At 38.7% G+C, this 24,032-nt stretch carries 31 protein-coding genes and 3 pseudogenes; 11 read left to right on the forward strand and 23 right to left on the reverse strand.

The features are described from left to right. Positions 1-12: 12 nt before the first annotated feature. Positions 13-423 carry a sporulation-specific Dnase NucB gene (gene nucB / locus NYE20_RS14095; protein WP_009967785.1) on the reverse strand — a complete coding sequence of 137 codons (411 nt, stop codon included), beginning with the start codon at positions 421-423 and terminating at the stop codon, positions 13-15. A gap of 195 nt (positions 424-618) precedes the next feature. On the opposite strand from nucB, the gene sigK reads away from it, so the two are divergent. Together sigK and NYE20_RS14105 are read left to right on the forward strand one after the other, a co-directional pair. Next, complete coding sequence (gene sigK / locus NYE20_RS14100; protein WP_013308023.1) at positions 619-1,347, forward strand: RNA polymerase sporulation sigma factor SigK; 729 nt, start codon at positions 619-621, stop codon at positions 1,345-1,347. Beyond that, on the forward strand, positions 1,347-1,445 hold the full coding sequence (locus NYE20_RS14105; RefSeq protein WP_031600702.1) for a hypothetical protein: 99 nt from the start codon (positions 1,347-1,349) through the stop codon (positions 1,443-1,445). Before sigK ends, NYE20_RS14105 begins: the two co-directional genes overlap by 1 nt. Here NYE20_RS14105 and NYE20_RS14110 read toward each other — a convergent pair. The 5 genes and pseudogenes from NYE20_RS14110 to yrkP all read right to left on the reverse strand — a co-directional run. Next, positions 1,442-1,616: pseudogene (locus tag NYE20_RS14110) on the reverse strand (recombinase family protein); the annotation flags it as partial. The gene NYE20_RS14105 and the pseudogene NYE20_RS14110 sit on opposite strands and share 4 nt — an antisense overlap. Then, a pseudogene (locus tag NYE20_RS14115) lies at positions 1,574-1,752 on the reverse strand (hypothetical protein). The pseudogenes NYE20_RS14115 and NYE20_RS14110, both read right to left, overlap by 43 nt. A 544-nt stretch (positions 1,753-2,296) precedes the next feature. Next, positions 2,297-2,713 (reverse strand): phosphate-starvation-inducible protein PsiE, encoded by a 417-nt coding sequence (psiE, locus tag NYE20_RS14120; RefSeq protein WP_003246154.1) that lies wholly within the window; start codon positions 2,711-2,713, stop codon positions 2,297-2,299. Positions 2,714-2,758: 45 nt separating this feature from the next. Further along, a complete protein-coding gene (gene yrkQ, locus NYE20_RS14125) occupies positions 2,759-4,057 on the reverse strand; it encodes a two-component system sensor histidine kinase YrkQ (protein WP_049141120.1) in 1,299 nt (432 codons plus the stop codon). Continuing rightward, on the reverse strand, positions 4,044-4,739 hold the full coding sequence (gene yrkP, locus NYE20_RS14130) for a two-component response regulator YrkP (RefSeq protein ID WP_021480140.1): 696 nt from the start codon (positions 4,737-4,739) through the stop codon (positions 4,044-4,046). Before yrkP ends, yrkQ begins: the two co-directional genes overlap by 14 nt. Positions 4,740-5,006: 267 nt before the next feature. Between yrkP and NYE20_RS14135 the strand changes: the two genes are divergently transcribed. The 3 genes from NYE20_RS14135 (at position 5,007) to NYE20_RS14145 (ending at position 7,285) form a co-directional block, all read left to right on the forward strand. Then, positions 5,007-6,224, forward strand: coding sequence for a DUF418 domain-containing protein (locus NYE20_RS14135; RefSeq protein ID WP_120028411.1), 1,218 nt, complete (start codon positions 5,007-5,009; stop codon positions 6,222-6,224). Continuing rightward, entirely contained in the window at positions 6,143-6,391 is a 249-nt protein-coding gene (locus NYE20_RS14140; RefSeq protein ID WP_119123070.1) for a hypothetical protein, read from the forward strand. Before NYE20_RS14135 ends, NYE20_RS14140 begins: the two co-directional genes overlap by 82 nt. Before the next feature lie 336 nt (positions 6,392-6,727). Further along, positions 6,728-7,285 (forward strand): GNAT family N-acetyltransferase, encoded by a 558-nt coding sequence (locus NYE20_RS14145; RefSeq protein WP_128740586.1) that lies wholly within the window; start codon positions 6,728-6,730, stop codon positions 7,283-7,285. A gap of 434 nt (positions 7,286-7,719) precedes the next feature. Here the strand turns inward: NYE20_RS14145 and NYE20_RS14150 are convergent. Continuing rightward, a pseudogene (locus NYE20_RS14150) lies at positions 7,720-7,995 on the reverse strand (barstar family protein). 245 nt (positions 7,996-8,240) lie between these two features. Next, positions 8,241-9,152 carry an AraC family transcriptional regulator gene (locus tag NYE20_RS14155; RefSeq protein ID WP_161621679.1) on the reverse strand — a complete coding sequence of 304 codons (912 nt, stop codon included), beginning with the start codon at positions 9,150-9,152 and terminating at the stop codon, positions 8,241-8,243. A 129-nt stretch (positions 9,153-9,281) separates the two neighbouring features. Between NYE20_RS14155 and NYE20_RS14160 the strand changes: the two genes are divergently transcribed. Together NYE20_RS14160 and NYE20_RS14165 are read left to right on the forward strand one after the other, a co-directional pair. Continuing rightward, a complete protein-coding gene (locus tag NYE20_RS14160; RefSeq protein WP_161621680.1) occupies positions 9,282-9,530 on the forward strand; it encodes an Atu4866 domain-containing protein in 249 nt (82 codons plus the stop codon). Next, entirely contained in the window at positions 9,517-10,305 is a 789-nt protein-coding gene (locus NYE20_RS14165; protein WP_250621118.1) for an SDR family oxidoreductase, read from the forward strand. The genes NYE20_RS14160 and NYE20_RS14165 overlap by 14 nt, the downstream gene beginning before the upstream one ends. A gap of 812 nt (positions 10,306-11,117) precedes the next feature. Here NYE20_RS14165 and NYE20_RS14170 read toward each other — a convergent pair. The 3 genes from NYE20_RS14170 to NYE20_RS14180 all read right to left on the reverse strand — a co-directional run bounded on the left by NYE20_RS14170 (position 11,118) and on the right by NYE20_RS14180 (position 13,194). Further along, complete coding sequence (locus NYE20_RS14170) at positions 11,118-11,900, reverse strand: hypothetical protein (protein ID WP_161621681.1); 783 nt, start codon at positions 11,898-11,900, stop codon at positions 11,118-11,120. A 64-nt stretch (positions 11,901-11,964) separates the two neighbouring features. Then, positions 11,965-12,111, reverse strand: a complete 147-nt coding sequence (locus NYE20_RS14175; RefSeq protein WP_161621682.1) for a hypothetical protein — start codon at positions 12,109-12,111, stop codon at positions 11,965-11,967. An 84-nt stretch (positions 12,112-12,195) separates the two neighbouring features. Beyond that, entirely contained in the window at positions 12,196-13,194 is a 999-nt protein-coding gene (locus tag NYE20_RS14180; protein ID WP_161621804.1) for a DNA cytosine methyltransferase, read from the reverse strand. A gap of 206 nt (positions 13,195-13,400) precedes the next feature. Between NYE20_RS14180 and NYE20_RS14185 the strand changes: the two genes are divergently transcribed. Continuing rightward, positions 13,401-13,667: a helix-turn-helix transcriptional regulator gene (locus NYE20_RS14185; RefSeq protein ID WP_250620022.1), complete on the forward strand. Its 267-nt coding sequence runs from the start codon at positions 13,401-13,403 to the stop codon at positions 13,665-13,667. Then, on the forward strand, positions 13,668-14,816 hold the full coding sequence (locus NYE20_RS14190) for a restriction endonuclease PLD domain-containing protein (RefSeq protein WP_161621683.1): 1,149 nt from the start codon (positions 13,668-13,670) through the stop codon (positions 14,814-14,816). A 40-nt stretch (positions 14,817-14,856) separates the two neighbouring features. On the opposite strand, the gene NYE20_RS14195 is transcribed toward NYE20_RS14190, so the two are convergent. The 12 genes from NYE20_RS14195 to bltR form a co-directional block, all read right to left on the reverse strand. Beyond that, on the reverse strand, positions 14,857-15,282 hold the full coding sequence (locus tag NYE20_RS14195; protein ID WP_161621684.1) for a very short patch repair endonuclease: 426 nt from the start codon (positions 15,280-15,282) through the stop codon (positions 14,857-14,859). A 390-nt stretch (positions 15,283-15,672) separates the two neighbouring features. After that, the gene (locus tag NYE20_RS14200; RefSeq protein ID WP_161621685.1) at positions 15,673-15,822 is read right to left on the reverse strand and encodes a hypothetical protein; all 150 of its coding nucleotides are present in this window, start codon (positions 15,820-15,822) and stop codon (positions 15,673-15,675) included. Between the two features lie 254 nt (positions 15,823-16,076). Further along, a complete protein-coding gene (locus tag NYE20_RS14205) occupies positions 16,077-16,751 on the reverse strand; it encodes a hypothetical protein (RefSeq protein ID WP_172861311.1) in 675 nt (224 codons plus the stop codon). A 1-nt stretch (position 16,752) separates the two neighbouring features. After that, positions 16,753-16,998, reverse strand: coding sequence for a hypothetical protein (locus tag NYE20_RS14210; protein ID WP_161621687.1), 246 nt, complete (start codon positions 16,996-16,998; stop codon positions 16,753-16,755). 43 nt (positions 16,999-17,041) lie between these two features. After that, entirely contained in the window at positions 17,042-17,191 is a 150-nt protein-coding gene (locus NYE20_RS14215) for a hypothetical protein (protein WP_163136219.1), read from the reverse strand. Positions 17,192-17,212: 21 nt separating this feature from the next. After that, complete coding sequence (locus NYE20_RS14220) at positions 17,213-17,389, reverse strand: hypothetical protein (protein ID WP_161621688.1); 177 nt, start codon at positions 17,387-17,389, stop codon at positions 17,213-17,215. 42 nt (positions 17,390-17,431) lie between these two features. After that, complete coding sequence (locus NYE20_RS14225; RefSeq protein WP_161621689.1) at positions 17,432-17,584, reverse strand: hypothetical protein; 153 nt, start codon at positions 17,582-17,584, stop codon at positions 17,432-17,434. A gap of 86 nt (positions 17,585-17,670) precedes the next feature. Further along, positions 17,671-18,249: a hypothetical protein gene (locus NYE20_RS14230; protein WP_161621690.1), complete on the reverse strand. Its 579-nt coding sequence runs from the start codon at positions 18,247-18,249 to the stop codon at positions 17,671-17,673. A 149-nt stretch (positions 18,250-18,398) separates the two neighbouring features. Then, the gene (locus tag NYE20_RS14235) at positions 18,399-19,028 is read right to left on the reverse strand and encodes a hypothetical protein (RefSeq protein WP_161621691.1); all 630 of its coding nucleotides are present in this window, start codon (positions 19,026-19,028) and stop codon (positions 18,399-18,401) included. 171 nt (positions 19,029-19,199) lie between these two features. Then, on the reverse strand, positions 19,200-19,712 hold the full coding sequence (locus NYE20_RS14240) for a replication/maintenance protein RepL (protein WP_161621692.1): 513 nt from the start codon (positions 19,710-19,712) through the stop codon (positions 19,200-19,202). 508 nt (positions 19,713-20,220) lie between these two features. Further along, the gene (locus NYE20_RS14245; RefSeq protein WP_250620023.1) at positions 20,221-20,388 is read right to left on the reverse strand and encodes a hypothetical protein; all 168 of its coding nucleotides are present in this window, start codon (positions 20,386-20,388) and stop codon (positions 20,221-20,223) included. 708 nt (positions 20,389-21,096) lie between these two features. Beyond that, positions 21,097-21,918 carry a multidrug efflux transcriptional regulator BltR gene (gene bltR / locus NYE20_RS14250; protein ID WP_161621693.1) on the reverse strand — a complete coding sequence of 274 codons (822 nt, stop codon included), beginning with the start codon at positions 21,916-21,918 and terminating at the stop codon, positions 21,097-21,099. A 116-nt stretch (positions 21,919-22,034) separates the two neighbouring features. Between bltR and blt the strand changes: the two genes are divergently transcribed. Both blt and bltD read left to right on the forward strand, forming a co-directional pair. Next, positions 22,035-23,237 carry a multidrug efflux MFS transporter Blt gene (gene blt, locus NYE20_RS14255; protein ID WP_161621694.1) on the forward strand — a complete coding sequence of 401 codons (1,203 nt, stop codon included), beginning with the start codon at positions 22,035-22,037 and terminating at the stop codon, positions 23,235-23,237. Positions 23,238-23,436: 199 nt separating this feature from the next. After that, positions 23,437-23,895, forward strand: coding sequence for a spermine/spermidine acetyltransferase (bltD, locus tag NYE20_RS14260; protein WP_041850101.1), 459 nt, complete (start codon positions 23,437-23,439; stop codon positions 23,893-23,895). The last annotated feature ends 137 nt before the right edge of the window (positions 23,896-24,032 follow it).

The raw sequence follows: 24,032 nt of genomic DNA on the forward strand, positions 1-24,032 counted from the left end.
GCCTCTTCTTTACTACTGCACAATAAACAGCACTCTGGTACCGTCAGGATAGCTGCTCATTTGATTCCCTACCCACGAGCCGGCGCCGCGATTATCAGAAGGCGTCACATATCGGACATCAGCCCCTGCGCCGCCTTCCTCGCAGACCGCCATCGGCCACTCATCCCGGTCATAGCCCGGCTTGGTCGGGATTCCCTTTAAAGATTCCTCCCGCCTTTTGTCTGCTCCATCTCTGTCAATGGTACAAATATCTGGATGTCCCTCTGCAATTGCATCTCTAATATGACTGCCGGTTTCCGGATAACGAGACAGCGGAAAATATAACACTTTGTCATACGAAGATGCGCCTTGGATCTGTTGCGGAACCATTAAACAAAGAAGAACTGCTGCAGCAAGAAACAGGCCTGCCATCCATTTTTTCATTCCCATCCCCCCATACCTTTGTTCATTTCAATGTATGGGCGCTTGATAAAGATTATTTTTAACATTTGAAGTTAGTATGCTGCTTACAAAAGCCGGACACCCCCGCGAGAAATTTCCCGGTACAGACACAGACAGCCTCCAGGTCACATACATTTACATATAGGCTTTTGCCTACATACTTTTGTGGAGGTGACGATGGTGACAGGTGTTTTCGCAGCGCTCGGCTTTGTTGTTAAAGAGCTTGTCTTTTTAGTATCTTACGTGAAAAACAATGCCTTTCCACAACCGCTCTCAAGCAGCGAAGAAAAAAAATACTTAGAGCTCATGGCTAAAGGGGATGAACATGCCAGAAACATGCTGATTGAGCATAATCTTCGCTTGGTCGCCCATATTGTGAAAAAGTTCGAAAATACAGGTGAGGATGCAGAGGACTTAATCTCCATCGGAACGATCGGGTTGATAAAAGGAATTGAAAGCTATTCCGCTGGTAAAGGGACAAAGCTGGCGACGTATGCTGCGAGGTGTATTGAAAATGAAATCCTCATGCATTTGCGCGCATTGAAAAAAACAAAAAAAGACGTCTCCCTTCACGATCCGATCGGGCAGGATAAGGAAGGGAATGAAATAAGCCTGATTGACGTTTTGAAATCAGAAAACGAAGACGTGATAGATACGATCCAGCTCAATATGGAGCTTGAAAAAGTGAAACAATACATTGACATTTTAGATGACCGTGAGAAGGAAGTGATTGTCGGTCGGTTTGGACTTGATTTGAAGAAGGAAAAAACGCAGCGAGAGATTGCCAAAGAACTCGGTATCTCGCGCAGCTATGTATCGCGGATTGAAAAGCGGGCGTTGATGAAGATGTTTCATGAGTTTTATCGGGCAGAGAAGGAAAAGCGGAAGAAGGCGAAGGGGAAATAATGCAGAAGAGGCCGGATCTCATATTCCGGCTTTCTCTATTTGAAAGAGTTATGAAAATCATTTTTTTCATAGCTGATAAGCTCTCCGAGAAAGCGTAGCAAATGTCTGAACTTATAAGTCCTTTGCCTGCATCCTCCCTCAAGCAATCCAAAGCAGGACGTTCTAAAAAGCTCACCAGAAAATCCTTCATCATCATACTTCAGCACATCCTTAGTCCCTGCTTTCTTTATAGAGGCCTCGATCTGGCTGTCGCTGCTCGATCCCTTGATCGCTTGTTCCTCGGTCGATACCCTTACATATATTGCTATGACTTTGGATATCCTTCCTATAAAGTTTTATTAAATAATGATAGCAATCGTTAATGCATTTGTCAGCTTGCGGTCCCTCGATGATTATCACCTTCATAAAATGCATCACCTCTTGGGTAATGCTATGTAATACCTGTTTGTCCTAATGAGGTGATTTTCAATGAGTATGAAAACAAATAAAAAAACCGATGGTTTGAACCATCGATCTGTTTTCTATATCACTGGGCCCTCAATATAGTAAATCTAGCTCATTGGTTATGAAAGCTTATTTTCATTACACACTCTATATTCATTTGTTATCATTTCTATACGTTTATATCAATTATGGTAAAAAATGGTGACAAAAAAACCAATAAACGTCCATCCTAACTTTTTCATCTTATTTATTAAGAATTTTAACCTCTTCCTTGTAAAATAAAGAGCGATTTTCATCTCCAGACAGTTAATGCTATTTCATCGGGACATGTCTGTTAAAGTAGCCAATAAATACATTCAGATATCCACTTACAACCACGATTCAATTTGATCCACTACAGATTTCTGAGCTGACATTAAACAGATAGACTTATAAAAATCTGTACCAGTTCCCTTTCACAATTAGGACATTTCGGCGGCGTATCGGCATAATGCGAACTAATTTATTAATGTTCAACAACAGAATTTCGTCTATTGGCAATAAAGAATCCACAAATCATTGCAAGAATGGCCATCGCCCACCAGAACGTTGAGATCGCCTGATCATGATCGATGATAATCAAACGAATGACAGCTGTGATGCCAATATAAATGAAGTAGCGAAGCGGAAAATGAAAGTCTGATTTGAAGTATTTGATAATCAAAGCAATGAACTCAAAGTACATGAAGAATATAAGCAGTTCTCCAAGCATCTCATAATAGCTGTCCACTTTGTTGAACAGTGACTTGTATACGAATAGCACAATGTACCAAGTCTCGCTGATCAGAAGTGCGCTTAAGGCTAACGCCAGAAAGAACAGACAGACGTTGAGAAGCGCTTGTAACAGGTAAGGCACCTTTTTGAATTTGTTAGAAAATCTCATCATGTTGTCTCCTATTTCAATATATTCGTGGTTTTTATTCTCAGCCTACATCTTGGTGTTCCAAAATCGTAGCACAATGTAGTACTTAGAATTCTTTTGTATACTGTGAAACTGTCCCTGCATGCGGGACATCATTCGCGCAATGCTTCTTTCACCGAGTCCGTTGCTTTCCGGTGTTATATCTGCAAGTTTAATCGTATTGCTAACATGGATCTCAAATATCTCTTGATCCGATACAAACGTGATGCTGATTTTTTCTTCCGGATCTGCGTATTTCAATAAGTTTGACATCACATTATCAAATACACGACCAAGCTCCTCCAAATTCACGTTAATATAGGTTTCCGGCAGCTCGCCTGAAATATGGACCCGAAAATGCTCCTGATGAAGGATAGCAATCTGATCTGATATTAGATCGTAGATCACTTCTTTCACTGCAACGGTCTCCAGATCGGCCTCATATTCCTTGTCCAGCAGGAAATACGCAAACAGATTGTCAGACAAGCTTTTTAATTGCAGTGCTTTACCATAAGCATTGGCTACATACCGATCTTTGCTGGCACCCGCTTCGCCTCCCTCTTTTTTGGCAAACTCCAGATTCATGATCAGCGACGTCAGCGGTGTGCGCATATCGTGCGACATTTCGGTAACCAGGCTGCGGCTCTCAGCTTGCAATTCCTCGATAGCTTTAAGTTTATCCAGGAAAGCTTTCCGCAGATCCTCAATGCTCTTTGCAATCATCGCTAATTCATCATGCCCTTTTATCGTCATCTCGTAGTCCAGTTCGCCCCCTTCAAGAATATGAATCTCTTGGTGAATCGTTTTAAGGTAGCGAAGACTTTGGCGAATTCCGAAGAGAACAATAATTAAAAAGATGAGGGTTGCCCCGAACAAATCCAATGCAAAAGCCAGATCATAATATCGGGAAGAGTAGAAACCGTCGATAATGACTCGTCCTTCACCATCGCTAAACTTGACAGGATGTGAATGATTTTGAGCGTACTGAGTCAGCTTTTCCTTTCCATAATCCGATTCGGAATAAATAGAATCATATTGCAGCTCCTGATCCTTGAATATGGTGAGGTTAATGTAATTTTCTTTTTTGACCCACTCGCCAAACGCTTTTCTATCTGATGTAGACAACTCATTTTCTGAAACGTACTTGCTGAATTTTTGAATGTATCTTGCTGACTCCTCGTGATAATACTCTTCCGAACTCAGATATCCCTCGATCAGATCATCTGTGATCTTTTGCAACGTCAGAAAGATCACACCACTCACAATCGCAGCAACCATTATCAGCAAAGCCAGTTTTTTGGTTAGCGTAAATTTAAGATGCGCCAAATCGATATCCTCTTCCCCATTCAGTTTTTATATAAACCGGACGTGCCGGATCATCCTCAATTTTGGAGCGCAGCTTCCGTATATGCACCATCACCGTATTGTTGGAACAGTAAAAGTAAGGCTGTCCCCACACACTCTCATATATATTTTGGGCAGAAAATATTTTGTTGCGTTTGCTCATCAGAAGTTTCAGGATACGATACTCCAGATCTGACAACTTGATTTGCTTCTCCTCTTTCCACACCTCATTAAATTCTTCGCTCACTCTTAGTTTGCCCCCGATAAGAAATGTTTCTTCCTGTTCCTTCTTTTCCTGATAGATAGTATATCTGCGTAATTGAGCAATCACTCTAGCGTGAAGTTCCTCTTCCGAGAATGGTTTAGTCATATAATCATCGCCGCCGGCGAGTAATCCCTCAGTTTTATCGAGTGTACTCGATCTGGCCGTCAGAAACAGAATCGGGACGTTAGAGGATTTCCTGATGTGCTGACATGTTTCAATTCCCGAAATGCCTGGCATCATAATATCCAAAATAACCAAATCAAGCGAGTCATTCACAAGTTGCAATGCTCGCTTTCCATCCTTGGCTCTTAGCACCTCGTAACCTGCACGTGTAAGGGATTCCTCCAAAAGATCACCAATATCCTCATCATCCTCTACGACTAATATTCGATAGGCCATGTCTCTCTCACCTCATGATTCTTGTTGTTATTTCTCGTGTGTCCTTACTATATATCGTTCATAGTAATAAGTACGTTATAAGATACTACGTAAATCTTAACAATTTATGAAAGCTGATGCTCGCCACAAATTTGTCACATTTTCTAAAAAAAATGATGACTCTTCATAAATTGTTAAGATTCGGTCTTTATATTTATCCATTGTAAGGCTCAAGTTTTTCAGATCCGCACTACACATTGCCGTGATAAATGGGAAAGGAGTATTGATATGATTGTACAAAAAGAAGGACGCGGGCAACCGGTGAGTCTGCGGGAACGGGTTCATTTTCTGGACATCGTACGAGGATTTGCCTTGCTTGGCATTATTATTGTCAATTATTTTCTGATCGTAGATTCAGTAAAGGGATTCGAAATGGCCTCCGATGACGTACTGCATAAGCTGGTTTCCTGGTTTGCCGAAGGGAAATTCGTTACGTTATTCTCCTTCCTGTTCGGAGTCGGGTTTATGATCTTTATGGATCGAGCCGCGCAGAAGGTAGATAGTCCCAACAAGCTGTTTGCCCGCAGGTTATCTATCCTGTTGGGATTTGGCATTTTGCACATCACATTTGTTTGGGTCGGTGACATATTGGCCTTTTACGCCGTAAGTGGCTTCCTGTTACTCGCCTTCTATAAACGCACGGCCAAAACGGTGCTTAGATGGATTATCGCACTTATCGTGTTTCAATTCCTGACTCCTGTTTTCACAATGTTGTACAATGTCATCAATACTGCAGGGTCAAAAAACCCGAATTTTTCAGAGTTTACTTTGTTTAGCCACAGCAGCCTTACCTACATGGAATCCATCAGCACTCGGTGGACAGATATGGTCACGATGGCTGCCGGCTCTTTCTCTATGATCTATTCCATGTTTCTCATGTTTCTGCTGGGCGTGTACTTTGTTAAGATGGAATTTTTCAAAGACATGGAAGCGAAAAAGCCTATATGGAAGCGTATCTGGATCATTAGCACAATCGCTTTTCTCATAACACAAAGCAGTATATTACTAGACATGTTTAATCTTTCTGAGAATATGCTGTGGAAGGACATTTCCTCTGTCTTGGGTCAAAATGGCGGCTTAACCGGAAGTATGTTTTATATGAGCACTTTTGCAATGCTGTTTCTATACGTTCCTCAGCTGCGAGGCCCTATGATGATATTCACCAAAGTCGGACGGATGTCATTGACCTGTTATCTGCTTCACTCTATCATTGGAACAGTTCTGTTCCTCAGGTACGGATTCGGGCTTGCGGATCATATTCAATCCGCCGGCACGTTCATGTTCAGTCTGGCCGTGTACTTCGTTCTTATGAGCTTTAGTACATTGTGGTTGAAACGGTTTAGGTACGGTCCGATGGAATTAGTATGGCGCAAGCTGACGTACGGCAAAGTAAACGGGAGTCCCAAAGCAACTCCGCTGCATTCGGAAAAATCTATTCAGAAATAACCCCCTTGCACAGATTGCATGACTTCAAATTAGTGTTGTTGAATGAAGCGGGCATTAAACGGACAGATTTGATATATGGACTAGTTATTTTTATATCATTTAGGCTTCTTTGGGCTAATAAATCCACCAGAGTTTACTCAATGTGCATTGCTCATGATCGAATCTAAATTGAATCTTTTACGCATGTTCATAGCCAAAGGCGCCCCATTCGACTATTTTTGTAACTTTTCGCAGGAAAAATCTGAGAATGATGACAAATCCCGCATACGACACTTAATACGGTAGTGAACAATAGTAAATTAGGGTTACATGCAGCTTGTTTTCCAATGAAACAAAGAAAAAGAATCATACAAAAAGACAGAAGAAAGCTTTTGAAGTATTTTAACGCCAAATTTACCGCGGAAGAAAGAGCGATGGAATCACTTTTTTGTGAAAAGACCTCGCAGAGCAGCTCGAATGTTTTACTGAACTCTATATTTTAGCAACTGAGGGAGTGAACAATCATGAAAACTAAAAGTGAACCAAAAGTTATTCTGGAACCAGCAAAGGAATCTGATCTGCCAGAATTCCAAAAAAAATTACAAGAAGCCTTTGCGATCGCCGTGATTGAAACGTTCGGTGATTGCGAAGATGGGCCGATTCCATCGGACAATGATGTTCAGGAGTCTTTCAATGCTCCCGGAGCAGTGGTATATCATATTCTTCAGGATGGTAAGAATGTCGGTGGTGCAGTAGTACGTATCAACAGCCAAACAAATCATAATTCGCTAGATTTATTCTATGTATCTCCAGAATATCACAGCCAAGGGATTGGTCTTTCTGCTTGGAAAGCCATAGAAGCACAGTATCCGGATACTGTGCTTTGGGAAACCGTGACACCTTATTTCGAAAAGCGAAATATCAACTTCTATGTGAATAAGTGTGGATTTCATATCGTAGAGTTCTACAATGAACATCACTCTGATCCGCATATACATCGCAATGGACGCGTAGATGACAAGCCCCTGCCGGATAATGATGACTTTTTCAGATTTGTAAAGATTATGAAAAAAAAGGACTAAACAATTGAACACGGCAAGATGCCGCAGAGAGTTGCTGGTAACTTTTTAAAGATGTTTGTTTTGATCGAAAAAATCCTAAAAATATATTAGTGTCAATAAATATTTTCACAGACATAAGTATACTCCTAACAATGCTCACTTTAACCAATTAATGCAAATTATTCATGTTTATACAATCTATATTTCATTATCAGTGGAAGGTAATAATGCTGTTTAAAAGGTGTTTTGATCCCTGTCTCAAAAAAAACAGGGGTCAGTCCCCCCTTTCAAGAGGACCTTTCTTATTTCAAGAACTCTTCAAGTTTCGCTTTAGTTTTTGACTCATAAAGTCTGAATGAACAATTAATAAAAATAAAATACCTCAGCTGCATTCTTGAACCCCAAGTAAAGCCGCTAAGGTGCTCTTTCAAATTCACAAAACCAAAATAAAAAGTCTACTCTACTATTATTTTAAACTCATCTTCTAATTCCTCTTGAGCCTCCTGTAAAACTTTTAATACATTATCAGCGTATGTACCTAAAAACTTTTCACTAAACTCAAAATTTCTCCAAATCAAAGTTAACGGCACATCTATCCACCCTGTAAGGCAATCCCATAAAGCGTCTAAATTTCTCCCATAGCAGTCTGGGAAGTCTAATTTATCTTTTAATGCATCATGTACCCCTTCTTTATTTTCAAAGTCTTATCCATCTATAATTATTTTTTTCATAACAAACTATGCCCTCCTTTATGTTAACTAACGTTTTATTGGTTTACACAAGATTCACCATTCGAATAAAGTATTCTTTTAGACCTATATGCCTGTTTTCCTTAAAAATTTTAAGGGGATTGACAGCAAAAATGTGGTATCGTTATTTCCGTTGCCCCAAACCCTAAAATTTCCAGTCGCAGATATTAAATTGGAGGAGTGTTAATTGATAGAAGTCGCATCTGTATGCGACTTCTTGATTTGAACTACACATAATATAAATTCAGATTCTCTTTACGATCTTTCCCTGGAGGCTTGCCAAACATCTTTCTATACTCTCTATTAAAATAAGAAGGACTTTCATAGCCAACTTGAAAAGCAGCATCAGCAACCCTCATATCTTTCCCGAAAATCAACCGCCTTGCTTCATGAAGACGTAAAGCTCTCTGGTATTGGATCGGAGTCATCATTGTAACTTGTTTAAAATGATGATATAAAGCTGATGGGCTAAGGTTTACTTTTTTAGCTAGTGCATCTATCTTTATTTCCTGAGAAAAATGATTTCTTAAATAATCCAGAGCAGCAGCCACTTCAGATAATTTACTCCCCTTGGCAACAAGGCTTTTTACTGTGTGACCATGCTTTCCCTGCATAATACGGTATAGAATTTCCTTAATGATTAAAGGTGCAAGTATTTCTGTATCTTCAGGAGTATGAAGCAGTTTCACGAGTCGGATAAGTGCATCCAGAATGACCCCATCTGTCTGATCCACAAATATTCCTCGGCCTGCAGCATTATGATTAGTGCTATGTTGCTGATACTCCTTTGAAACCTCTGCAATTTGCATTAAGTTAAAATTCAATCGAAGACATAAATAGGGTTCCCTCTCACTTGCTTTTAAAATTTCCCCGATAACAGGCAGATCGACCGCCACGACTAAGTACTCCCCTTTTCCATAAAAGAAGTCTTCTCCAATTATAGAAATCACTTTTCTTCCTTGCAGAACAATACACAAAGCAGGTTCATGCATAGTATGGACAGGCATCAGCGGCTTGGCAGATCGAATAAATTCCAACCCAGAGATTGACGTTTCATTCGTACCCTCCTTGGCGGCAAAGGTCGACACTAGTTTTGTAAGCTCCTCTTCTTTCGATTGCAATTGCTCTTCTAGAGACATGAAATCCCTCCTTTTATAAGGCTTATCGACTTGGCTTGGAGGATAAGGCAAGAATTAAAGAGATACCGGCTACCACTCCATGTTATCTTTCCCTGATACTAATAGTAGAACAGAAAGGAGCTGATGATATTGGAAAAAAACAATCATTCTTATGGTGGGCTTTGGGTTACCAAAGACCGGTATATCAGGCATGAACTGCTGTCCAATGGACGCTATGTTGAAGCACGCGGCAATGTCGAATGTGCATATACAGGCAATTACCAAATAACAGGTGACCGCATTGAATATCAAGATGATGCAGGATTCACAGCAGATGGAGATTTTATAAACGGAATCCTTTATCACGCAGGGATGGTGCTGCATCGTGATAGAAGCTAAAGATTCCTTAAAGAAAAATTACTTAAAAGAGGATGATACAAAGATGAGTATAAAGAATAAAGTTGTTCTTGTCACCGGTGGAAGCAGCGGTATTGGAGCAGCAACTGTTGATTTATTAGCTGAGAATGGAGCTACGGTAATAGCAGCAGCGCGGAGAACAGATAGGTTGGAAACACTCGTGACCACCCTTCAGCAAAAAGGATATCATGCGGATTACAAGCAACTGGATGTCACAGACTTTGGTCAAATGCAGCAAACAGTACAAGAAGTAACAGATGCATACGGAAAGATCGATGTCATCGTAAATAATGCCGGTGTAATGCCATTATCTAAATTGGATTCTTTGAAAATCGCAGAATGGAATCGAATGATTGATGTAAATATCCGTGGAGTCCTGCATGGTATTGGTGCAGTTTTGCCTGTAATGAAAGAACAGAATAGCGGACATATCGTCAATATAGCTTCCATAGGCGCATATGAGGTTACCCCCACTGCAGCAGTTTATTGCGCAACCAAGTATGCTGTCCGTGCCATCACGGAAGGTTTACGGCAGGAAGCAACGCATAATATTCGAACTACTTTAATTGCACCGGGCGTAACGGAATCAGAACTAGCCGATCATATTACCGATAAACAGGCGAGTGAAGCTATGATCGAATACCGAAGACAAGCGCTTCCTGCTTCTGCTATTGCACATGCCATTCTTTATGCAATCTCGCAGCCAATAGAGATCGATGTAAGTGAATTAATTGTAAGACCTACTCTATCACTATAAAAAATCTCATAATTCATCAGAATTTTCACACAAAACTAATATTGATACTAATGAACACGAGTTAGATGAGGCCGAGAAATTGAACTCGGCCTTTCAGGTTATGGCATATACATGTGACATTATGTGTAGATACCAAGTCTGTATTTTCATACCTGCCATTTCAGCATTAGTCGTGTAGGCCTCAACCTCTTCTTGATTATAAAGATGAGAACGAAAAGCTAAAGCAGAATCCGAAAAGCAATTTACAAACTAAAAAACTCATATTAAATATGCAGAAAGCCTTCTCATAACGAGAAGGCTTTCTTACACAAATACCGTCAAATGTTCTGGTTATTAGTGTTTATCTAGACGGTTTTTTTGAAATTTCTTTAATTTGTTCTATAATCATTTTCAGCTGTATACAGACTTCATTTCCAAAAATTAACTCCTCGCACAAACAATATCCCTGTCAAGGTGAAGGACATCATCTATTTAGTAAAATCACAGTGTCTATGCTACTCCAGCAATTTTTGCTTTCTTCATGGACACTAAACAGTTTTAATTGTGGGATTTTATTGTATAGTGTCCATGCTACCCTTGTCAAGTGGCTCAACCAGAGGAGCTGTACAGTGGATAAATGAACCAATTAAAAGCTTGTCAGTGAAGCTAAGAATGAGTTGTTTTCGAGCTAGGCTCCTCAGTGAAAACTAAATAGAGTATCACTCGTGAAACCAAAACTAATTAGCTCTGAGACCTCGTAAGCAACACAAAAAAAAGAGCCAGCTGTGAACTAGCTCATAAAAGCAAATTAAACTAGCTTCTCGCTGTCATGCTTAGTCAAGCATTTTAATAAAAACTACCCATCTGTTTTTATCCATGCTTTCCAAGAATTCCTCTAATTCCTCATAAAGAATAACAGTTGCATTTAAGAAATCGTAATAGTCTTTGACCAGTTCCTCTATGTAGTTACTCTTGTTCTGTGTATCTTCAAAGTTGGATAAGTAAATACTTGAAATCATAGAGAAATCATCATCATAAATAATACATACTGTGTCAATTAAATCCTTGCTTTCTTTAAAGAATCGTATATTTGATTTTTCTTTTAGCTTTTTAATATCCTTCTCAAACGCTTCAGTAAATACTTTTATTTGTTGTTCACTCTGAGTAGCAAAGTAGTCATAGAGGTTTTTCTTAAACCTAGTTACTTCCTCTTTTGAATTGATTTTTTTAAAATTGTCATAGAATACCGGAATATCGAATATGTCATAAAAATCAGCTACTCTTCTTTCTCTATTGTTGACCTCTCTGAATTGGTCAAGCCTTGTTAAAAGCTTTAGATGATTGTAGAACATAAATAACAAATGCTTTCTCAAGTCAGTGTATAGCTCTCGATTTTTCTTCTTGTCAATCAACTGAGCAATATAGTAAAAACTAATAGCTCCAGCTACACCAATAGCAACATTAGTAATAATGGAACTAAAAACAGCGATAACTTGATAAATAATACTTCCGTACTTAAAAGCTTCTGGTCGGTTCCCAAGCAACTTCCATATCTCATTAAAGAGCATGATAAGAGTACATATTAGAAATGTTAGTCCAAAATCAATTCTTCTCATTTATCTATCTCCCTAGTTTTCTTAACTATTAGTCTACCATAATTAGACAAAAAAAAGAGCCAGCTTACTCAGCCAGCTCCTCAGTAATTAACTCATACCCCTTAGCAATTCTCTTTGTAGTGTTCTCAATCCTCTTGGTAGTCTCATCAATCTCTTTTACTGTTTTACTCATTTCCTTTACTAGCTCATATATCTCTTGTGCATTCTCCATTAGTATCAGCTCCTACTTTCATTAGAAAAAGAGCCAGCACTGAGCCAGCTCTAAGGAAGCAAAGAACCAACTCGTTAGTTGGTCTTATTGGGTTATTGCATATTGATGTTCTTGCTCATCATTTGCATTCGTTTCACCGTTTAACACGTTAATAATATTTGTAGCTATTCTTCTTATTACTGGTACAGTTACCGAATTGCCAGCTTGTTTGTATTTATGAGAATTAGCCATGCCTTCTGGGTAATGATAATCAGCTGGGAAGCCTTGCAATAGCAAGCACTCTTCTGGAGTTAGTTTTCTAATATTGTTTTCATAATCTAGTACAAGAGGAACATTATGTCCTCCAGTTCCCATATTCGCTGTCAATGTTGGACAAACATTACTTCTATTTTCTCGTACATAAATACGTCTTAATTGATATGTTGTATCCGTGCTAACCATAGCTTCTCTCAGCATTTCATAATATTGAGAAGTCTCATCATAATAATATCTTTCATCATACCTTCGAGTGCGGTCAACAACATCATTAAGCTGATTAGTTAAAGGAATTGGTTCTGGAAAGCGGAACATTTCAGCTTGGTTCTCGTCTTGGAAACCTACAATATATATCCGCTCTCTGTTTTGTGGCACATTACCGTATTCCATAGAATTAAGCACTTCAGCTTTCACTGTATAGCCATAAGCTTCCAAAGCTTCTTTTATTACTCTGAACGTATTACCTTTATCATGAGTAAATAAGTTCTTTACGTTTTCAAGCATTATTGCTTGTGGTAAGCGACCATAAACATTCCTTTGTGCTTCCAAAACCTCTAATATTTGAAAGAACACGTTTCCTCTATCATCCTCAAAACCTTTACGATAGCCAGCTATTGAGAAAGCTTGGCAAGGAAAACCGCCAATCAAAATGTCCAGTTCTGGAATTGTGCTTTTATCTATTTGGGTAATGTCACCCTCTTGCAAATAAGTATCGCCAAAATAATTCCGATAAGTAATACAAGCATTTGCGTCTATTTCATTTGCCCAGACAATCTCAGCACCAGCTTGGATAAACCCCAAACAAGTTCCACCGATACCAGCAAACATACTTCCTACACGATATGTCAAATTTAATTACCTCCCCGCAAACATAAAGCTTGTCCGCTAATGCAATTTTAGCACAAGTGTTTGATTAAATGAAGTAACATTTACTCTCATTTAGCACTGAGTTTTCAATTAGCAAACAATCAGATAAATATATTTTGTTTGCCACTGGCAAACTTTGGACTATTCAGGAAGGTTTTGGTGATACTATGAAAACAACAAATCTTGGAGGTACGAAAATGATACCGTTCCTTGGCAATCGTATTCAAAATGCAAGAGAAGCTCGTGGGTTAAAACCAAGTCAAGTCGCTGATAAGGTCAAGGTCACCAGAAGCACTTATTCACTATACGAAAGTGAAAACCGCACTCCATCTTTGGAGACCTTCATACGAATTGCTGAAACCTTGAATGTGTCAGCTGACTATCTTTTGGGTCTAAAAGAAGAAATGACAAGCTTAAATGAGGAGGAAAATTAAATGTTCTTTACTAATCAACCAGCCAGCAACCGAACGACATACAAACAAATGCTCAGCTCGACTGGCTCGCTATCCAATTTGTTCTCAGAAAGTGACTCACCTTATTTGGTATCAAGGAATGTGGAGAATGCTTTTTGTGAAGCACTTGGAGCTGAAAACTTGGGGAGGTCAGACTGTTCTGCTGACGCTTCAAAAGACCGTGTTGGAATTGGAATTAAGACTTTTCTTCATGGGAATGGTCATACACTTCAAAAGGTAGCGGAGTTTAATAGAGACTCAGACTTGTACCGTGGGAAGTCTCCAAAAGAACTGATAAACATTGTTGCGACTCTTCGTAATGAGCGCATTGAGTTTACCAAAAGAACGTATGGTATTGATACAATGATATACCATTGTGTGACACGGAAGCCAGGAAAAATCCTTATTTTTGAGGAGCCAATGGACTTGGTTCAAATCTCCTCAATCACAAACATTAAGGTAAGCAACAACAGAAATACAATCACCTTTGAAGATGGTCTGCACGAATACAGCTTTAATGTCACAAAGAGCACCCTATACAAGCGTTTCATCACTGATGAACCTATTGAGGAAATTGACGTTGAAATCTTGGAAAATCCTTATCAGGAATTGGCTAAGCTATTTGGCTTTGAAATTGCACCAATCCAAGTACCAGAGGTCTCTAGTCCTATTGAGAACTTTGAGTATGTTATTCTTCCACTCTTTTCTGACCGTGGTAACAAGCGTCATGTTCCAGAGAAGAGCGGACTCAACCAATGGAATGCAGCGGGTAGACCGAGAAATGCGAATGAAATCTACATTCCAATTCCAATGTGGATACACCGCAAATTCCCAGAGTTTTTCCCAGCTCGTGACAAACCATTTCAATTGCGCTTACCAGACAAATCGCTATTATCAGCTAAGGTATGCCAAGACAACAGCAAGGCTCTTATGTCCAACCCAAACAGCGCATTAGGGGAATGGTTATTGCGCCAAGTCATGAACTTGGGAGAAAGAGAGCTTTTAACTTATGAAATGCTCGAAAGGCTTAGTATCGATTCCGTGATTGTCTACAAGCATAGCGAACAGCACTACTCAATTGATTTTCGTGAAATCGGTTCATATGATGAATTTGAAAATGAAAACAATTGATAAGGAAAACATTGAAAACGAGGGAGGTAAGCTTATTGGCTTACTTCCTTTGCTCATGCTTAACAGCTTCAATAAATGCAATGATACGATTTATTGTTTCATCAAAATCTTCCTTTAGTTCATGTTCCCATATTCGTTTAATGTTCCAACCCTTTTCCTCGTAATATTTATTGACCTCTCTATCCCTTTCTTTATTTCTTTGGAGTTTTTTCTCCCAATATTCCGTATTGCTTTTGGGTTTATTCCCGTGTTTTTCACAAGCGTGCCAGAAACAAGAATCAATGAATATGACTATTTTATGTTTTTTGATAGCTATGTCTGGTTTCCCGAATAACCCCTTAACATTTTTCCGAAATCTTATTCCACGGTTCCATAATTCTTTGGTGACCTTATCCTCTAATTTTGAGCGAGATTTGATTGCTTGCATGTTTTTTCTTCTTTGTTCTTTTGAAAACGTATCTGTCATAAAAGAGTTACCCTCCCAAACAGCAATAATAGTTAGTTCTATTATGTTCTTATTTGTCAGTAGTTTGTCAAAAGGTATATGAAATATTTTGTGAATGGTCACTGTGAGGAAGGCAAAAGAAGAAATAAAACTACTCCAAGAATACGTAAACCTAGCACAAAAAAAGAGGTCAAACTTTCAGCGAATTACCCATGAGCTGACCTCTCTTTATTCATTACTTATTGCTTGTGCATTTATTGCTTTACTCTTCCTTGAGATTCCATTAGAGCCACCTCGGTATTTTTCATTAACAAGTAAGCTCTCACCGCTTTCTCTATTCATAATAAAAACAATGGAGTTTTCTGGCTTAATGGTTTTATCCTTTTTACTTACTTGGAAGTAGAAAATAGCCTAGTCATATCCTTGGTACTGGTCTTTGTTGTTTTCAAGTATATCCTTAGCAAGTGCCTTCTTGTCTGCTTCGTCTGGGTTCTTAACATCAACAAAACAAATCATACGGTTAAAGAATGGCATAAAGTCTAGCTTCTTAATTTTCAACATGAACCAGCTCCTTAAATAGTTTTATTGAATGGTACAAAAAAGGAGCTATGACTCCAGTTGAATAGGTCAACTTTCAGCGTCAGCTCCTCCAGTGATACCGGACTTAAATTTTGACAATCTCAAAAAATATTTCATAAAAAAATGTCAATATGCGTGTGGAGAACCCCCCCACCGCTTCTAATTTTTCAATCAGTTTAGCGGTGAGTTATCCTCTTTAGTTATCCTCCTCAGCTGGAACACTGAAGAGTCTTTGCTTAGTTTAACTTCTTATCCTCTTCTTCTTCCTCAGTGTTATTACCAAAGATAGAAGCCATGAAGTCATTTCTAACACTAACGAATTGAACCTTTCCACCTTTTTCCTTACAAGTCCAACCTAATTCTTTAATGGTCTTGAGAACCTCTTGAAGCGGTCTCGCTGTATGGCGTGAACCTTTCTCGAATACTCCTCTATTAACCATTCTCATATGGATAATAGCACTTTGTAGAATATCCTCAAGAAGTAATTCCTCTAAGCCATCATTAACATGGTACTGGTCTTTTACTGACTTCTCCAGAAAGCTCATGTACTTAATCTCTGACTCAGTTAGTGAAGCTAGGAAGTTAGACTCCTCAGCGTACCAACCGTGCTCTACTACACGAGGTCTAAGGTTCTTCATCATATTGAGCTTCTGAGCTGGAGTCATTTGCTCTCCCTTGAGAGTTTTACCTCCATGCAAACTACAACGGTTACGCTCCTCAACTGGTGCTCTGAGACATACCTTGTAGGAACCATCTTTCTCGCTTAGTGCTCCACAAATGGAGTCCTCCTTCTGAAGCTCCAGCCATAAAGCTCTAACATCTGGGTGAGACTTATCTTGGTGTTCCTCAGCATTAGCTTCAAGCTGTCTTACTTTTATCTGAAGAGCTGGGTCTAATTCAATGAATTTCATTTTACTCTTCACCCCCATTTCCAAAAACTTTATCAATGTGAGGAACTAGGAAAGTTTCTATCAGTCTATTTCCCTTATCACGGTTAAGGTTAGTAATTGCAATAATGTACTCAAAAACTTTATTATCTTCAATCAAGTCAGCTAATCTTTGGTGATACATGAAGTAGAGAGCTATGTCTCCTCCCTCTGGAATAGTAATCTTTCCATTACTACCTTCAATCACTCCTCCAAAAATAGTAGCTTCCAAGTCTCTTAGGGTCATCTACTTGTCTTTTCATTTCATTATTCATTTAGTTTCTACCTCCTCGGTGCTTCTCAGTTTCCTTACGAGCTAAGTCATGTAGTCTCTTCAAATCCTCTGGTGAATAAGAAGTGTCAGTCTCTTGTGAAGCGTGCTCCTTTGCAATATCATGTAGTCTCTTCAATTCTTTTGGTGTCATTATTTATTCCTCCTTTGTTAATTAAAAGTTTTTGTCAATAGGGAATTTCTTTTCGTAAGCGTCATAGTATTCACGCTCTTGTCTTTTCTTCTTGAGACGGTCAGCTTCAGAGCTTGCTTTCTTGCTTGCCTTCTTCAGTGAACCTTCCAGCTTACCAGCTCTCTTATTTAACTCAGCTAATTTTTCTTTTAAGCTCATTGTCATTACCTCCAGTTTTACTCTTGAGTGTAGCTGAGAAGGTCAAACCCTCTCAGTCTCCAGCTCGTCAAGCTTCTTAGTGACTTCTTTCATACGCTTAGTAATTTGTTGTAGCTTCCATAAGTTAAACTCCTCATTGAGTTTCTGCTCTTTATTTATCAGCTCCAATCTTTGTGAAAACCAATCTTTTTTCATAGTTGTTACCTCCGTGGTATTTTCATAGTCTCCCGTTTCAATCAATTAAAAGAGGGGAGGTTTAACCCCCCAGTGTTACTCCAGTCTTACTTATCAAAGCCACCAAGGTACTTCTTTAGAGTCTCTATGGCTTCTTGACATTCATTCTGAATACGCTTCTCAGCGTCATTCTTACGAGTCTTCCAGAAACTATCAAACTCTTCTCGTCTAAGGTGCTCAGCTGGAATATGACCAATCTCAATACCGTACTCTTTGAGAAGGTTCTCTGGCTTGCTATATCCCCAGCGACCATCACGCTCATCAACCACTCTCATTAGAGCTTGCAATTCGTACTTAATCACGGTAGCTCTTCGACCTTTATCAATAGAAGCTAAGTCTTTGTCAGCTAATTCATTCAAGTAAGCTGTACGCTTCTCAGCGTTAATTTCACCTTCACGCTGTCTTAACTCAGCAAGACACTTCTCAGTCTCAGCTACCTTCTCAGACACTTTCTTGAGACGCTTAGTTAAAGAACTGTCAGCTCCTAGCTTTAACTCAAGCTCAATTCCTTTTTTACTCGTGTCAAAGTCTCTTAACTCAGCTTCTACCTCACGAATCGAACCTTGAACAACATTTAACTCCTCTTCAAATTTCACCATTTCACTTTTCTTATTGAATAAACCCATCTCAAATCACTCTCCATTTTTATTAATTGTAGTTTTTAATCAATTCAAATAAGCCTTCTGAGACTGTGCTCACAAGGTTCAACTCTCCAGTAATGTTATTAGTCTAGTTAGCTATTAAAGCTTCTGAGAACGTCTCTGAGAGCTTCTCATCAAGCGATATTCCCTTTAATCTCACCCATACGAGCTTTATTAAACTCACGCTCGCTTACTTTTACCCCAGAGTCATTTTTACTATCTGGAGCCAGCTCTAAGCGAACCCAGCAAGTAAACATTTCAGCTCTCTTAGGAAGCTCTGGTAACTCAAAAGTACCGTCTCTGTATTCCTCAAGAACTAAGAGCTTGCAAAACTCATTTGAGTCTGGCTTTTGCTTATCATCTAGCTTAATTGGCAAGTACACCTTATCACCAATCTTCTTGTCATTTGCTATCTTGTGGAACTTAAACTCAGCAAAGACGTAACCAGAGAGGTAAAGTACCGTAGTCTCACTCACTGGGTAATGAGAGTCTTGGTCTCTTTTCTCCATTTTTTTGAAGTGGTGCTCCTTTAGCTCTGGAAGTTCTGAGTTGTAGCTATGGAAGCTATTCCTTACCATAATCGTCTCAGCTTCAAAGAAGCCTTTTGCAACAAATTTATTATCCTTGAGGAAGCTCAACTCACAACCTTTCATCTTGCTAGGGTTATTACGGTATATCTCTTGGATAACAACTAACTTCTTGAAGTTGCCAGTCTCACCCATATAAAACTCTAAAATCCTTAACATATTAACCTTACTTTCCATTTACTTTCACGGTCTCCTACTCGAATACGAGTGTTATTATTTATTTTCCTTAGCTTTTCTTAATTGTCTCTTTTCGTCTTTTCACTTAGTGAATCATTCCTTTCAGGGCAAGCTTAATAACCCTCCTTCTCAGTGGAAGCAGAGTGAACCAGTGCTCTATTAAATCTCTTCCTAGTCTTTCTTCAAGTTATCCATGGTAATGGAGTTATCAATTGTCTCACAAATTGCTTCCCAGCTTGGCTTAGTAGCTGTACGACAAACTATATTAGGGTGAAGAACAACTCCCTCATTAACGGTACGAACCTCAGCAATCACTTTCAGCTCTCTTAGCTTCTTCATAGTGCTACTCAAGAAAGAAGCTGAAATACCAGTAGCTTCTTGGAGGTGTCTCTTTTTCCAGAGCACTATCTGGCTCTTATCTAAAGTATCTGGATTGTCACATAAAACGTGTGTCTCCCAGTGCATATGACCCAAGGTTAAAGCTAAGAACCCTAATTCAGTCAGTGAGACTTGCTTAGCAATCCTCTTTAGCTCTTCCTTAAAAATCTTAACTGTCTTGTATCCTTTAGAGCCTTCTCCACAAATGAAGTGCTCTTCAGAAATACTAAGGTAAACATTCCTTCCGTCTTTCTCACGGAAGAGAATACTCATTTTTTCTAGCTCACCAATAACTCTTCTTACCATAGCAGACTTTTTACCTATGAGCTTGCAAACATCATTAATTGATAGTCTCTCAGTCTTTGACTTGAAGAGCTTCGAAAACAGCTGTATCCCTTGTGGCTCTAAGGCTCAACCCCATTTTAATACCGCTACTTTTATTTCATCTTTTGGAGTTAAAAGCGGAAAAATGAAGTGCGGGGTTTTACCAATAGGGGAAATTTGAAGTCCTGACGTTGGAGAATTGACTCATGAGCTAGGCTACTTAGTTTAAAACTGGAGTCAGTTGAGCCCTCATTCTTTGGTTCTCTGGAGAGAATCTTTGGAGGTGATGCTGGGGAGTTTTACTCAAAGCTTGATTTAATAAGGTTTACTTGAACACAATACCCAGCTGGGTAGAGTCCATGAGGTGTCAAACTGGGTAGTGAAGTAGCTCCTATATTTCAATTCCTCTGGAGCTGGAAAGTAGCTGTATCGAGGGGAGTGTTAAGCTATATAGAAAGTAACGAGAAGGCATAAAAAAAAGAGCCAGCTCCTAAATTGGTTTTGTCTTTTTAACCTCATTCATTTTACTTCCAAAGTCGTAAGGTTGAGAGTAATAAACTTTACCGCACTTCAAACACTCAACATCACAAACTCGGTTGTAGACCAATTTCTCTTGTTTTGATAAATTCTCTGGAGGTTCTTCAACAGCAATAACCATTAACACTCCACCACAATCACACAACATCCAATTCACTCCATTACTCTGATAATTCCATTTTAACTCAACTTAAAATTTTTTAATATTTTCTTTCATATTTGAATGACTCCACTCTCATTATTCTTTTCCCATTGAATCCGTGTTGTTCCCTAAAGTATGATTTCGCTTGCCCTTCGCTAGTAGCATAACAGTTGAAGTATTGCTCGCATTTGTACCCGTATTGCTCTCTATGTCTCCATGTGATTTTGTACTCTTTTAACATTTTTCCTTACTCTCCCTTTTCCTCCTCGTAAGTAATAAATGGAGGTAGTATATCTCCTTCAAGTAAAGCTTCCAGTCTTTTAAATGTAGTGGGTTGCTTTTCTTTAGATACTGAGAGGAGAATATTGCAACTCTCTATTTTAACAATAATTCTATTATTACTTTTCCAGACTCGAATTGGAGAATGAAAGTTAATCATAATAAATCTCTTAAAGGGTTAGCTCCATCTAGTGCTTCTTTCAATTCATGAGCAAAGTACCCTACATATTTTCTAGTAACATCAATTTTAGAGTGTCTAGCCATGAGCTGAGCTTCTCTAAGGTTCAGCTTCTATTCACATTCCGTTATTTTTTGATCTGTAGCGCTTGCAAAGAATTGACATTCCACTTCATTGATGGCCCCTTCTTTAGCTATAGTAATTTGTTATAGTCGATGTTAAAATCAGCGTTACACCTCCTTAACTTGAAGGAGGATTTTGGCATATGTATTTTCATACCCGTCAACTACCATCTCATCCAGCATATATTCCTCATATGCATTTTCCCCTATTTGCATTCCATTTCTTTCAATGAACTCAATGATTCTCCGGTATGCCTCTTCAGTTTTTCCGCCTATTTCATATCCAACTGCATACAGGCCTTTTGGCCGTACATGATAATTTATGTTCTCTGCCCCATCTTTTACTTTTATATAAAAGTAACTGTAATTGTAGAAGTCTTTTTCTAAGATTTGTTCCCGTGCAAAGATTCCGCCTATCGGATATCCTTCATCTAATTCATATTGCTGAACTTCATGAATGAGTTCTGAAATGGCTGCCACATATTTTCGTTCCGGTAAGTTTAATGTTTTTCGGCTTAACATGAATGTTTCTTCATTTAAATATTCAAAAGAAATTGAGGAAAAATCAGTCTCAAGTGCTTGTTCTGTAAGCGTCACTTTTGTTTGTAAAATCGTTTGCAACTGCTTAAGCTCATTTATTTTTTTATCAATCTCAATAGACTTTTCTTTTAGAACATGCAGGATCTTGTCTGGTGTTTTTCCTTTTATTAGACACTTTATTTCTTTTAATGGAACCCCAAGCTCTTTAAATAGACTGATGACTTGAAAAATCTCAAATTGATGATAGGAATAATATCTATACCCATTTTCTTTTTTTATTTCCGGCGAGAAAAGACCAATCTCATCATAATGAAATAAGGTTTGTTTTTTTACACGGCAGAGCTTCGAAAACTCCCCTGTTGTGAAATACTTCTTAACATCTTCGCTCATAAAAACCTCCTTGACTATACGGTAACCATATACCTTATGATTTGATTGTACTTGAAAAAAGCTTCAAGCGAAAAGGATAGGTAAAAAGGGTTCAATTGAGTAAAAGGGGAATTCAGATGAAAAAATCAATAAATGAGCAAAAAACGATATTCATTATACTATTAAGCAACATCTTCGTAGCATTTCTTGGTATCGGTTTAATCATTCCAGTTATGCCTTCTTTTATGAAAATCATGCATTTATCCGGCAGCACAATGGGTTATCTTGTTGCGGCTTTTGCCATTTCTCAGTTAATTACTTCACCTTTTGCAGGTAGGTGGGTTGACCGTTTCGGGAGAAAAAAAATGATTATTATCGGGTTGCTTATATTCAGTTTATCTGAGTTGATTTTCGGATTAGGGACCCATGTTTCAATATTTTATTTCTCGAGGATATTGGGTGGTGTAAGTGCGGCTTTTATCATGCCCGCGGTAACAGCATATGTAGCTGATATTACAACCCTAAAGGAAAGGTCAAAGGCTATGGGGTATGTTTCTGCTGCAATTAGCACCGGCTTTATTATTGGGCCTGGTGCGGGAGGATTTATTGCCGGCTTTGGTATCCGCATGCCGTTTTTCTTCGCCTCCGCCATCGCGTTAATAGCAGCTGTCACTTCCGTTTTTATACTAAAAGAGTCATTGTCGACAGAAGAACGCCATCAACTCTCATCTCATACAAAGGAATCAAATTTTATTAAAGACTTGAAGAGATCCATTCATCCTGTCTATTTCATTGCATTTATTATCGTCTTTGTAATGGCTTTTGGTTTATCAGCTTATGAAACGGTATTCAGCTTGTTTTCTGATCATAAATTTGGCTTCACACCAAAAGATATTGCAACCATTATTACGATTAGCTCCATTGTTGCGGTAGTTATTCAAGTTTTACTATTCGGGAAATTGGTCAACAAACTTGGAGAGAAAAGAATGATTCAGCTGTGCTTAATAACCGGTGCGATCTTGGCTTTCGTGTCTACTGTTATGTCAGGATTTTTAACTGTTTTGCTTGTAACTTGTTTTATTTTTCTAGCGTTCGATTTGCTACGTCCCGCCTTAACCGCTCATTTATCCAATATGGCCGGTAACCAGCAGGGTTTCGTAGCAGGCATGAACTCCACATACACCAGCCTGGGAAATATATTTGGACCTGCTTTAGGCGGTATACTATTTGATCTTAACATTCATTATCCTTTCCTTTTTGCAGGTTTCGTTATGATTGTCGGCCTTGGTCTTACAATGGTTTGGAAAGAAAAAAAGAATGATGCTGCAGCTTTGAATTAATTCATTTTCTATAAAGTCAAGTCATTTGGATGCAGGGAATGCCTCTGGTTAGGCACAATAAGAAAAGGTACTTAATTTGATAGGCTACATGTTGCTTGATGTGAAAATAGTTTATGCTGAGTTTTAGCAATATCAGGATTTCATCTGCCATCACCTTAAGCCGCAGCCTAACCGGGATAAGAAAAAAGGAGAATGTAGTATGAGTATAAACATAAAAGCAGTAACTGATGATAATCGTGCTGCAATTCTTGATCTGCATGTCAGCCAGAATCAATTATCATATATTGAATCTACAAAAGTATGTTTAGAGGATGCAAAAGAATGTCACTATTATAAACCTGTCGGGCTTTACTATGATGGAGATCTAGTCGGTTTTGCAATGTATGGATTGTTTCCCGAGTATGATGAAGATAATAAAAACGGACGAGTCTGGCTTGACCGATTTTTTATTGACGAACGCTATCAGGGAAAAGGATTAGGGAAGAAAATGCTTAAAGCCCTCATTCAGCACCTTGCTGAGCTATATAAATGCAAGAGAATTTATTTAAGTATATTTGAAAATAATATTCATGCTATACGCCTTTATCAAAGGTTTGGTTTTCGATTTAATGGTGAACTCGACTTTAATGGTGAGAAGGTAATGGTAAAAGAGCTATAGATATCCAAGCCTCCTTGTTTGCTGAGAAACGTTTGAACTTCGATCATGATTACCTACTTAAACTGCAAGATCATTGTTTAAAAAAGCCTGGATGAAAATTTCATCTCAGGCTTTAAGCATCTTATTAGTCAAAATCT

The organism is Bacillus sp. FSL R5-0416, from assembly GCF_037975425.1.
Taxonomy (GTDB): domain Bacteria; phylum Bacillota; class Bacilli; order Bacillales; family Bacillaceae; genus Bacillus; species Bacillus subtilis.

Coding starts and splice junctions, on each gene's coding strand:
- nucB (WP_009967785.1), bottom strand. CDS start 423: ATGAAAAAATGGATGGCAGGCCTGTTTCTTGCTGCAGCAGTTCTTCTT.
- sigK (WP_013308023.1), top strand. CDS start 619: ATGGTGACAGGTGTTTTCGCAGCGCTCGGCTTTGTTGTTAAAGAGCTT.
- NYE20_RS14105 (WP_031600702.1), top strand. CDS start 1,347: ATGCAGAAGAGGCCGGATCTCATATTCCGGCTTTCTCTATTTGAAAGA.
- psiE (WP_003246154.1), bottom strand. CDS start 2,713: ATGAGATTTTCTAACAAATTCAAAAAGGTGCCTTACCTGTTACAAGCG.
- yrkP (WP_021480140.1), bottom strand. CDS start 4,739: ATGGCCTATCGAATATTAGTCGTAGAGGATGATGAGGATATTGGTGAT.
- NYE20_RS14135 (WP_120028411.1), top strand. CDS start 5,007: ATGATTGTACAAAAAGAAGGACGCGGGCAACCGGTGAGTCTGCGGGAA.
- NYE20_RS14140 (WP_119123070.1), top strand. CDS start 6,143: ATGGCGCAAGCTGACGTACGGCAAAGTAAACGGGAGTCCCAAAGCAAC.
- NYE20_RS14145 (WP_128740586.1), top strand. CDS start 6,728: ATGAAAACTAAAAGTGAACCAAAAGTTATTCTGGAACCAGCAAAGGAA.
- NYE20_RS14155 (WP_161621679.1), bottom strand. CDS start 9,152: ATGTCTCTAGAAGAGCAATTGCAATCGAAAGAAGAGGAGCTTACAAAA.
- NYE20_RS14170 (WP_161621681.1), bottom strand. CDS start 11,900: ATGAGAAGAATTGATTTTGGACTAACATTTCTAATATGTACTCTTATC.
- NYE20_RS14175 (WP_161621682.1), bottom strand. CDS start 12,111: ATGGAGAATGCACAAGAGATATATGAGCTAGTAAAGGAAATGAGTAAA.
- NYE20_RS14180 (WP_161621804.1), bottom strand. CDS start 13,194: ATGTTTGCTGGTATCGGTGGAACTTGTTTGGGGTTTATCCAAGCTGGT.
- NYE20_RS14185 (WP_250620022.1), top strand. CDS start 13,401: ATGAAAACAACAAATCTTGGAGGTACGAAAATGATACCGTTCCTTGGC.
- NYE20_RS14190 (WP_161621683.1), top strand. CDS start 13,668: ATGTTCTTTACTAATCAACCAGCCAGCAACCGAACGACATACAAACAA.
- NYE20_RS14195 (WP_161621684.1), bottom strand. CDS start 15,282: ATGACAGATACGTTTTCAAAAGAACAAAGAAGAAAAAACATGCAAGCA.
- NYE20_RS14200 (WP_161621685.1), bottom strand. CDS start 15,822: ATGTTGAAAATTAAGAAGCTAGACTTTATGCCATTCTTTAACCGTATG.
- NYE20_RS14205 (WP_172861311.1), bottom strand. CDS start 16,751: ATGAAATTCATTGAATTAGACCCAGCTCTTCAGATAAAAGTAAGACAG.
- NYE20_RS14215 (WP_163136219.1), bottom strand. CDS start 17,191: ATGACACCAAAAGAATTGAAGAGACTACATGATATTGCAAAGGAGCAC.
- NYE20_RS14220 (WP_161621688.1), bottom strand. CDS start 17,389: ATGAGCTTAAAAGAAAAATTAGCTGAGTTAAATAAGAGAGCTGGTAAG.
- NYE20_RS14225 (WP_161621689.1), bottom strand. CDS start 17,584: ATGAAAAAAGATTGGTTTTCACAAAGATTGGAGCTGATAAATAAAGAG.
- NYE20_RS14230 (WP_161621690.1), bottom strand. CDS start 18,249: ATGGGTTTATTCAATAAGAAAAGTGAAATGGTGAAATTTGAAGAGGAG.
- NYE20_RS14235 (WP_161621691.1), bottom strand. CDS start 19,028: ATGGAAAGTAAGGTTAATATGTTAAGGATTTTAGAGTTTTATATGGGT.
- NYE20_RS14240 (WP_161621692.1), bottom strand. CDS start 19,712: ATGGTAAGAAGAGTTATTGGTGAGCTAGAAAAAATGAGTATTCTCTTC.
- NYE20_RS14245 (WP_250620023.1), bottom strand. CDS start 20,388: ATGGTTATTGCTGTTGAAGAACCTCCAGAGAATTTATCAAAACAAGAG.
- bltR (WP_161621693.1), bottom strand. CDS start 21,918: ATGAGCGAAGATGTTAAGAAGTATTTCACAACAGGGGAGTTTTCGAAG.
- blt (WP_161621694.1), top strand. CDS start 22,035: ATGAAAAAATCAATAAATGAGCAAAAAACGATATTCATTATACTATTA.
- bltD (WP_041850101.1), top strand. CDS start 23,437: ATGAGTATAAACATAAAAGCAGTAACTGATGATAATCGTGCTGCAATT.